At 40.5% G+C, this 9,591-nt stretch carries 7 protein-coding genes and 1 tRNA gene; 3 read left to right on the top strand and 5 right to left on the bottom strand.

Annotation, left to right across the window (positions count from 1 at the left end; genetic code table 11):
* Positions 1 to 230 precede the first annotated feature (230 nt).
* Complete coding sequence (gene chlP, locus NWP25_RS02385; RefSeq protein ID WP_280649642.1) at positions 231 to 1,451, top strand: geranylgeranyl reductase; 1,221 nt, start codon at positions 231 to 233, stop codon at positions 1,449 to 1,451.
* A 193-nt stretch (positions 1,452 to 1,644) separates the two neighbouring features.
* Here chlP and NWP25_RS02390 read toward each other — a convergent pair whose 3' ends face one another.
* Together NWP25_RS02390 and NWP25_RS02395 are read right to left on the bottom strand one after the other, a co-directional pair.
* On the bottom strand, positions 1,645 to 2,766 hold the full coding sequence (locus NWP25_RS02390) for an ABC transporter permease (RefSeq protein WP_280649641.1): 1,122 nt from the start codon (positions 2,764 to 2,766) through the stop codon (positions 1,645 to 1,647).
* 160 nt (positions 2,767 to 2,926) lie between these two features.
* A complete protein-coding gene (locus tag NWP25_RS02395) occupies positions 2,927 to 3,763 on the bottom strand; it encodes an Npun_R2479 family HD domain-containing metalloprotein (protein ID WP_280698823.1) in 837 nt (278 codons plus the stop codon).
* A gap of 507 nt (positions 3,764 to 4,270) precedes the next feature.
* Here NWP25_RS02395 and NWP25_RS02400 point away from each other — a divergent pair.
* Positions 4,271 to 4,342, top strand: a tRNA-Gly gene (locus NWP25_RS02400).
* Positions 4,343 to 4,842: 500 nt separating this feature from the next.
* Positions 4,843 to 5,463, top strand: coding sequence for a GIY-YIG nuclease family protein (locus NWP25_RS02405; protein WP_280688189.1), 621 nt, complete (start codon positions 4,843 to 4,845; stop codon positions 5,461 to 5,463).
* Between the two features lie 62 nt (positions 5,464 to 5,525).
* Here NWP25_RS02405 and NWP25_RS02410 read toward each other — a convergent pair whose 3' ends face one another.
* The 3 genes from NWP25_RS02410 to NWP25_RS02420 all read right to left on the bottom strand — a co-directional run bounded on the left by NWP25_RS02410 (position 5,526) and on the right by NWP25_RS02420 (position 9,500).
* Positions 5,526 to 8,825 carry a DEAD/DEAH box helicase gene (locus tag NWP25_RS02410; RefSeq protein ID WP_280698825.1) on the bottom strand — a complete coding sequence of 1,100 codons (3,300 nt, stop codon included), beginning with the start codon at positions 8,823 to 8,825 and terminating at the stop codon, positions 5,526 to 5,528.
* A 75-nt stretch (positions 8,826 to 8,900) separates the two neighbouring features.
* Positions 8,901 to 9,269, bottom strand: coding sequence for a four helix bundle protein (locus tag NWP25_RS02415; RefSeq protein WP_271760768.1), 369 nt, complete (start codon positions 9,267 to 9,269; stop codon positions 8,901 to 8,903).
* Positions 9,270 to 9,281: 12 nt separating this feature from the next.
* Positions 9,282 to 9,500, bottom strand: coding sequence for a hypothetical protein (locus tag NWP25_RS02420; RefSeq protein ID WP_280698827.1), 219 nt, complete (start codon positions 9,498 to 9,500; stop codon positions 9,282 to 9,284).
* Positions 9,501 to 9,591 lie beyond the last annotated feature (91 nt).

A 9,591-nucleotide genomic window follows, 5' to 3' on the forward strand; every position in this document is an offset into this window, starting at 1 on the left:
CCATTGGTCTCAGCCCTGGGCTGGAACCAATGGCAAAATATAATTTAATTTTTAATTTAGTTTTTAATTTAATTTTGCCGATCCTCGTTATTTATATCGAAGTTTTTGTATCGAAATATAAAGGAATATTGCGTTTAAGTCAAAACCTCAAACAAGAGGGGGAAATAAGGCAAAACTCCGTGATAGGATGCTGAGGATAATTGTTTTTATAAACTATTGGGAGAAGACCTTTGACACTACGGGTTGCTGTTGTTGGGTCAGGCCCTGCTGGTTCGTCCGCAGCTGAAACCCTGGCGAAAGCTGGGATTGAAACTTATTTGTTTGAGCGGAAACTAGACAATGCCAAGCCCTGTGGGGGTGCTATTCCCCTATGTATGGTGGGTGAGTTTGACCTACCACCAGAGATTATTGACCGCCGTGTCCGGAAGATGAAAATGATTTCACCTTCCAATCGTGAGGTTGATATCAATCTAGTCAAAGAAGAAGAATATATAGGAATGTGCCGCCGTGAGGTGCTGGATGGCTTCCTGCGCGATCGCGCGGCAAAACTAGGGGCAAATTTAATTAATGCCACAGTTCATAAACTCGATATACCCACAAATAACACGGACCCTTACACAATTCACTACGTTGATCACACAGAAAGTGGATCACAGGGTATTACTAAAACCCTAAAAGTAGATGTAATAATCGGGGCGGATGGGGCTAATTCTCGCATTGCTAAAGAAATGGATGCTGGGGATTATAACTATGCTATCGCTTTCCAAGAGCGGATTCGCTTACCCCAAGACAAAATGGAGTATTATAACGACTTAGCCGAAATGTATGTCGGCAATGACGTTTCTACGGACTTCTACGCTTGGGTGTTCCCCAAATACGACCACGTAGCCGTTGGTACTGGCACAATGCACGTAAATAAGGCCAGCATCAAGCAGTTACAAGCTGGTATCCGTGCCCGGGCTGCGGAAAAGCTGGCAGGTGGTAAAATCATCAAAATAGAAGCTCACCCCATTCCTGAACATCCCCGTCCCCGTCGTGTGGTGGGTCGCATTGCTTTGGTGGGAGATGCGGCTGGTTACGTTACCAAATCTTCTGGTGAAGGTATTTACTTTGCAGCTAAGTCTGGGCGGATGTGTGCAGAAACCATTGTGGAAATGTCCAACAGTGGTGCCAAAATTCCCACAGAAAAAGACCTCAAGGTTTACATAAAACGTTGGGATAAAAAATATGGACTGACCTACAAGGTATTAGACATACTGCAAACAGTGTTCTACCGTTCCGACGCTACCCGCGAAGCATTTGTGGAAATGTGCGATGACATTGATGTGCAGAAGCTCACATTCGACAGCTATCTGTATAAAACAGTTGTTCCCGCCAACCCCATCACTCAACTGAAAATTACTGCCAAAACTATTGGTAGCTTGATTCGGGGTAACGCTTTAGCTCCCTAACAACAGGTGAGAGTAAAAAAAAGACTTATCCAGGAGATGAAGAGTAATTCACAAATTTGCTGTTCATCTCCTTTGTTTTTCCGTGAATTAAATGACAGTAGCCATAACACCAGGTTTAGACCTTTGTAGAGCCTTTAAAAATCCCCTAGCTAAAAGCCAGGGTAAGTATCAAAAATAAAGTATCAAAAATAACTTATCTTCCCAAGCTCCGGGGATCCAGAGCATCCCTCAAGCCATCACCCAACAAGTTAAAAGATAGAACCGTCAAAATAATTAATACGGCAGGAGGCCAAATTAACCAAGGTTGCAGCACCACAATTGAAGCATTAGAAGCTAAGGATAGCATATTGCCCCAAGAAGGATCTGGTTGTTGAATTCCCAAACCAATCAGACTCAATACAGCTTCCGCACTAATAAAACCCGGAACCGCCAATGTGGCAGAAATAATTACATAGGTAGCAGTTTGGGGCAAAATGTGGCGAATAATAATGTAAATTGGCTTGCCACCCATTGCCTGTGCTGCTTGCACAAATTCTCGCTCCTTAATTGATAGCACCTGTCCCCTAATTACCCGCGCTAACCCCGCCCAACTAATCACCGAAGTAATGACGATAATCAACAAAAAGCGTTGGGTACTGGTTAAGCCCGGTGGTAACACTGCACCCAAAGTAACTAATAGATAAATCCCAGGGAAAGTCATGAGCACTTCAGCGACACGCATAACCACACTATCAATCCAACCGCCGAAATAGCCAGAAATTCCGCCAATGATTAGACCCAGGGGAAAGGTAATCAACACGCCGATAATGCCAATAAACAAACTAATGCGACCCCCATGGACTAAACGACTGAATTGGTCGCGTCCTTGCTCGTCGGTGCCCAAAATATTTAACTTGCCTTGACCTGTTGTGCCAAATAAATGCCAACTTATAGGAATACCAGGGAAAATTCTCACTTCTTCCCAGTTAGGGGGTAGTGGTAACTTCAACTCTAACAACCGATACTCACTCCCAAGAATAAACAAACCTATAGGTGTAGGTTTTTCAAAGTCCACAATCAGCTGGCGATCGCCTGTTTCCAGGTCAGTATCTCCTTGGGTGGTAGGATATATGTGAGGCCCCAGGAATTGCTTGTTTCCTAATTGAGAAAACCAATAAATCTGCGTTGGTGGCAGTAGTGAACCGTTTGGCTGTGAAGCGAGAGGATTATAGGGAGCGACAAAATCAGCCCCCATTACCGCCACATAAAAAATTAACAGCACAACTGCCCCAAATCGCGCCAAAGGATTTTTCTGAAGTCTTTGCCACCAATTCATATTATTTATCCTTTGTCACAAATGTTTTCTGATTAATTTATTACATCAATATAACAATTCTATGTACTTTGCCAACACCAACAGCCTCATATCCTCCACTCCTTGGAGAAATCAGGGATTGTTTTAGTTGTCAATTTTCCAGTAAAAGTTAATTCTCTTCTTAGCTCTTTTCATGTTCCACAACAAAAACATTCGAGTAAAGATTAGCCACAATTTGTTTACCCCGCTGTGTGAGAGACAAATAACTTAGTCCATCTTTAATGTAAGGATAAACCCCATTCCAGTAAAACTTAGGGTAGTTTTTACGTAAATCCGCCGGTGTTTTGTAACCCAAAACTTCATTCATTCCAGTTTCTTGGAACTCGTAAAACAAAGAAGTAATTTTTTTTAAGTAACGTGGATCACTTAATTGTCCAATCAAATCAGCCGCCCGCACCAAACCAGCATAGCTAACTGTATCTTGATGATCTTCTGCCACTGGTACAGGAAACCGAGTTAGCTCAATATTAATTTTAATTGCTTCAGCATCAATTAACTTGTGACCACCAAAACGTTCATCAATAAACAGTTTAGCTCTATCAACATGATAGGGAGTAAGAGCAGCATCAGAAGCCCCAGGATGGAGAGAGATCATTTTGCCATTTTGGGCTGTGGTATATAAACCTATTGATTCTCTATCGTCTCGGCAAACTCCTTTAACATAGCCAATATCATGACACACCAAGGAAATGATAAAATGCAGCCAGTCTTCACTAGAAACACGACCCTCCCGGATGTGTTTACCCCGTAAAATCTCCTGACCAACAATAGCAACTAAAATAGAATGTTCAACGTTGTGATAAAGAGCATCGCTATTGGCAATATTTTCCAAAGCCATATTGCCAGCCCAACCGATAATATCTTGATATTCATTTTTTAAGCAACCGTATGTGCGACGATACCCTTCTCGAATTTGTTTAACAAATGCATCAATTAAAATTTCGGTAGCATTGAACATATTAGTTAGTAAAAGAAATAAACTTTTTGCTGTTATGTTGTTATAATTACCCAAAAAAATTGCACATTAAATTTGCTATAATTGCAATTGGCAGCCATGCAGATTTATCAATTGTGGTTTTGGCATCAGCGTCGTTCCTAGGGACGTTTCTACTTACAGCAGTTTTCAAGGAAATAAAGTACAAACCTTAATGTCATAAATCTTGTGGGGTGGTCATCCTGGTTGCCCTTTTGTACCTAATCAGATAAAGTGCGCTGTTAAAGTGCGCTGTAAATCACAATCAAAAGTGATACTTTCTTTGTTGAGAATAGTAGCCACTGTTTTCGGATTCCATCAAATCCCTCAACCGTGAAAATAAACGGTTATCAGCCCTATGTGAGGCATTTAAACCCCTAGGTAACGGCTAATTTTTCCCCTAGGTTTTAGTAGTTAACTAAAAACTGGTTTGTGAGTTACAATTTAAACAGCATAGTGCTATTATAGTAGACAGCCTAACTAAGCATATTCGCGGGTGTAATTCAGTGGTAGAATGTCATCTTCCCATGGTGAACGTCGTGGGTTCGAGTCCCATCGCCCGCTTTTAATAAGAAAATGGTGGAAACAAAGAAAAACCATCGCCCAAGTCCTTGTCCCTCCTGATGGTAGGGGAGAGCGTCTTCCTTCTTACAGGGGTAGGTTTTTTACATTGTCCTTAGGGCTAGACTTGGAACACAAGGAGGTATACACAAGGAAGTTATGCCTCTTATGAAAAAATACCTCTTTAAGAGCTATTAAAAGCAATTGATGGAGAAAAGGAGGCGGGAATGGGAATAAGCCATTTAAACAAATGCCTTTGCCATTGAGTAAATCAGCGATAATGGTGAGTAATCTTTGCAGAAAACAAGAAATCTCACGGCCACTTTCCCGGACAAAAGAGGGTTTAGGGGGCTGATGGCGAAATTTCCGCTGTGGAGGAATGGGAAGAATTAAAATCAAGGCGCAATTGTTTTTTTCCAGGACTTGAAATCTGTCTTAAGAGGTATTTTTGAAAAAATACCAAAGATGCTAGTCTCTTGGGATACTGCAATTAATAAAGCTATGTGATGAAAATAACAATTAAAAAATTAGCTAAAGTGATGTTAGGTGAATACCATAATTTACCTGATTCACCAGGTATTTACTTTATATGCGATGATGCTTATAGGGTTTGGTATGTTGGTATTTCTACGAGTAGCTTAAGACAAAGACACCAAAACCATGAGCGTACTGCGGATTTTAAAAGTAATTGCTGTCAGTGGATATGTTACTTAAATTGGGATAGTGTGGAGGATTTGCATGACTGGGAATACCAGAATATTCAAAAGTTCCAACCACCACTAAACAAAAATTTGACTGAGCCTGAGTTACCCCTCATTGATTTAGGGTATGACGAGTCTGAATATTTCAAGAGATATCAGGAAATTAAGCAGATACAGGCGAATCTAGACCAGGAGTTGGAGGAGTTAAAGCCTAATCTGGTGACGCTGATTGAGAAGCATGGGGGAAAAATCAAAACTAGTAATTTAAGCGCATTTTTAGTGAAAAGGAATACATGGGACTACTCAGAGGAAGTGGAAGCCCTCAACTCCCAGCTGAAGCTAAAGAAGAAAGAAGAGGAAAACACAGGTATAGCTACGGTGAAGTCCGTGACAATTTATCCTGTAGTGCGAAGTGTGGGTTAGTGTAGAGGAAAAATAATATACATAGATGGGGCGATGGCCCCCTGGCTCCTGTTTTGGATTCATCAACGGTCTACAAAACAGCCATCCCGGCTGTTGTTTACCAAAAGCAATAACTCTGCAAATAAAGGTTCTCCCACATTCATTAACCTCAAAGAAGGCATTTTATCAAACATATCTGGGTGAAAAGTAACCATATATTCCTTGCTTTGATAGGTAAGTAACCAAACTTTTTCTTCTTGGGGCTCAAACATCACCCCAGCAGATTTGAGAATTGCTGAAGAGGTAAATAAATCCTCAATAGTTTCTAAACTCAAAGGAGTAGGTGGAATAGGTTCTTTAATTTCTGCTAAATCAGCATCAAGATCCATGATAATCATTGTTTCCATATCTGAAGGAATAGGTGTATCTAATGTCAAATCAAATTCCGACATCAAAACGTCTTCCTCTTCTGGGTCAGCACTCATTACAGCTTGTTCAATGAAGGTGGGAACCTGAGCTAAAATTGGTTGTAGATTACCCACCACATTAGCAAAAGCGTTAATTCTATCCCGCAGTTTTTTATAAACTTTCGCTTCCACAGTGCCGTCATAGTAAAAATTGTGGATTCTTACAGTGGGATACCTCTGTCCAATGCGGTCAATTCTACCAATACGCTGTTCCACCCGCATGGGGTTCCAAGGCATATCATAATTAATCAACACACCACAATTTTGTAAATTTAAACCTTCCGACGCAGATTCAGTACACAGAAGAATCTTAATTTCATCTTGGCAAAATCGGCTTTTAATTTTTTCCTTGGGAACTAAACACCAGGTTGGTTGACTGTTGACCCTTGACTGGGAACTGTTGGTAATTAAGACTTCTCCACCGCGACCGGAGTAACAAGCTACTTGGCTACCATATAACTCCTGTAGAGTGTTTCGCAGATAATCCATGGTGTCAGTATACTGGGTAAACACTATTACACTTTCTCGCTCCGTTAATTCTTGACGTAAAACTTCGATAAACCGAGAAAGTTTAGTATCTTCACCAGTATTTTCACACCGAGTTAATAAATCTTCCAGGTATTGAATTTCCTGGGGGTCTACGGGTTCAAAGAAAGATTCCAACCCAGCAATTACTGCATCATCTGCATTATCCACATCTAATAAATCATCATCAGTTAAAATGCTTCCTTGTTGAGTTAACAAATAATCTAAACGGCGCTGTAAAGATGATTTGACCGCATAAAATGAACTGGTGAGGCGCTTGCGGTAAAGGGTCATTAAAAAACCTAAACAGGAACGCTGGTCTTTTTGTGCTAGTCGATAAAAATGACGGACATAATCGCTCACACCAACATAAAGGGGTACTTCCCGTTGTGCTTCTAGGGTAATGGCGTTATCTTGCACAACTCTAGTGGGAATATCCTTTTTTAGTAATCCCCTTTGATAGTATTGTCTGAGAGTTTCCCGGGTGTGGCGAAACATTAAATCTTTTAAAGGAGTATTCACCGTTAAGTATTGACGGGAGGTATTGATAAACTCTTCATCCCCCAACAGTTGTTTGTGATTAGAGATTTTTTTACCCCTTTGCCAAATATCCTGTAACTTATAAGCCAGGATGCGATTAACTCCATTACCTCCAGAGCGATCGCTTTTAGTGAAAAACTGTTCTAATCTAGAGCAGGGTTGACCACCACCCCGAAAATAATCTGTAGACATTAATTGCCAAAAATTCATTACTTCCCCACTAACAGCACCTTGTAAAGAGGCGAAATAATCGCAAAAGTTATGGCCATAACTCCAATGTCCCCTTAGTCCTAGCAAGTTTAATAAATCAAAAACCTCTATAGCGTCAATTTGCATAGGAGTTGCTGACAGCAGAATCAGAGACTTAGTTTTCTCCTTGAGCTGTACCATTAATTCCAACAAGCGATTAGGAGTTTCCTTACGGTCTTGAGGACTTTTGCGCCGGGCGTGGTGAGCTTCATCTAATATCACTAAATCCCATGGTTCAGCTTCTAGTAGCTGGTACATTCTTTCACTCCTCCGCACTAAATGGGAAGAAGCAAGAATTAAATCTTGGGTGTTCCAGGGATTGTTTGACGGTGGTCGGTTGACGGTTGACTGGTGACGGTTGACTGTTGACTGTTGACTGTTGACTGTTGACGGGTGACGGGTGACGGGTGAGGGGTGAGGGGTGAGGGATGAGGGGTGAGTGTATTTTTCGGTTAACAGTGAACTGTCAACGGTGAACGCATTTTGTGTATAACTCCAAAAATGCAGATTAAATTTTTCCCGTAGTTCCTCTTGCCATTGGGGTTGAACGCTAGCAGGTGCTAAAATTAGTACTCGCTTCACTTGTTTAGACAACAGCAAATAACGCAAAATTAAACCCGTCTCAATTGTTTTACCTAAACCCACTTCGTCAGCAATGAGAAAACTTTGGGGAAAATTTTTAGCAACACGACGCAAAATTTTAATTTGGTGCGGCCACGGTTCAATAGGAATTGACTTTAAACAAAAATCCAAACAGCCAGGGTGTTCATGAATGTTGGTAAGTTGAGCAAATGCTAACTTTTCTTGTTCACCGTTGACTGTTGACGGGGGACTGTCAACATTATTAATTGGTGGAGTATCAAATTCAGTATGGATATTCCAATTAGGTTTAGTACCAGGTGTGTAACGTAACAGCTTCTGTTGTACCGCCTCAGTAACTTCAAAAACTCTCACATTAGGGGATATATCATACCAAATTTGCTCAAACCTACTTACCTCCTCTTCCACCCTATCTAATTCCCTTCCTTCCTCCCAAGAACAATAAACATGAAAAGATTCTATATTCTTTTCCCACCCGGCTATAGATTCATTATTGGAGCCATTAAACACTAACTTGTCGCCTTTGCTGTCAGTAAAAATACCCACTTTTTCGTGAAACATATGCTGTGGGTCTAGTTGCTGTATAGTATCTTCTGGTAATCCATTTTCTTGAAGAGGAATGGCAATTTTAATATCAAGATATTGATTTTGAATTAACCAACTAAGAATTTCTAGATGTTTAAGTTCAACAAAACTTCCTGGTGGTTTTAAATCAGCATCTAAACGATGGAGTAAAGCATCTCGTAGTTCATATCCCCGTTGAATGGCTTGTAAATCTTGGGGACTGAACTGACAACCCATAATTAAACGAATCTTCCCCTCATTATCGAGCATCGCACCCAAACCCCGGGCTACTTTACTTAAAATAGCACTGCTGAAAAAACCTGCTTTGCGGTCATATTGGATAGTACACTCTAAGGCAGGAATGTAAAAATCAGTAATAGTATTGTGGGTATTGCTGGTATAGCTAATCTTCCAGGGATAGTCACGCAGGTATTTCATGACGGTTGACGGTTGACGGTTGACGGTTGACGGTTGACTGGTGACTGTTGACTGGTGACTGTTGACGGTTGACTGTTAACTGTTGACTGATTTATTTTTAAGTGAATTTAGGTATGCGTTTAATTTTGGTGATAATTCATCAATAATTGGTTTTATTTTATCTACATCTTCTTGACTTAAAAGGTTTCGTTGGTAAGCAAGTCTTAACCAATGTCTTGTCTCATTTAAAGACCCTCTGGCAATTTTCACAAAACGTTGATTGTCTTGTATGTTGTAACGTCCATTCCCCTCAGCAATATTAGCACCAATACTATCTGTAGATTTTACAATTTGTTTACCAACTGTCTCTTTAGCAAAATAGTCCCATTTTTGTACAATCAACCAAATTTCGTTTGCAAGCTTTTCTGACAACTGATAAACTTGCAAATTTTGAAAATTTTCCATGGTTGTTGACTGTTAACTGTTGACTGTTGACGGTTGACTGTTGGTGGTTGACGGTTGACGGTTGACTGTTGACGGTTGACTGTTGACTGTTGACGGTTGACTGTTGACGGTTGACGGTTTTAAGCGCTTATCACCACAAGTGTTGAATGTTAAGAAAGAGGTGATAAAAATAGCCCAAAACATGGTAAATTCTGGGCAAAGGATTAAAAGAAAACAATTAATAATAATCATAAATTCATTTCCCAAAATTGTCAAATAAATCCTCAGACCGTTGCCAAAAAATGATTATTCAGTTTTGAACAGCCGTCTTTATGTTGAGTGT

The organism is Umezakia ovalisporum Ak1311 (genome assembly GCF_029891685.1).
In the GTDB taxonomy this organism is placed as follows: Bacteria; Cyanobacteriota; Cyanobacteriia; order Cyanobacteriales; family Nostocaceae; genus Umezakia; species Umezakia ovalisporum.

Bases quoted from the DNA above. Each gene is read 5' to 3' on its own strand.
- NWP25_RS02390 (WP_280649641.1), bottom strand. From the start codon at position 2,766: ATGAATTGGTGGCAAAGACTTCAGAAAAATCCTTTGGCGCGATTTGGG.
- NWP25_RS02395 (WP_280698823.1), bottom strand. From the start codon at position 3,763: ATGTTCAATGCTACCGAAATTTTAATTGATGCATTTGTTAAACAAATT.
- NWP25_RS02410 (WP_280698825.1), bottom strand. From the start codon at position 8,825: ATGAAATACCTGCGTGACTATCCCTGGAAGATTAGCTATACCAGCAAT.
- NWP25_RS02415 (WP_271760768.1), bottom strand. From the start codon at position 9,269: ATGGAAAATTTTCAAAATTTGCAAGTTTATCAGTTGTCAGAAAAGCTT.
- NWP25_RS02420 (WP_280698827.1), bottom strand. From the start codon at position 9,500: ATGATTATTATTAATTGTTTTCTTTTAATCCTTTGCCCAGAATTTACC.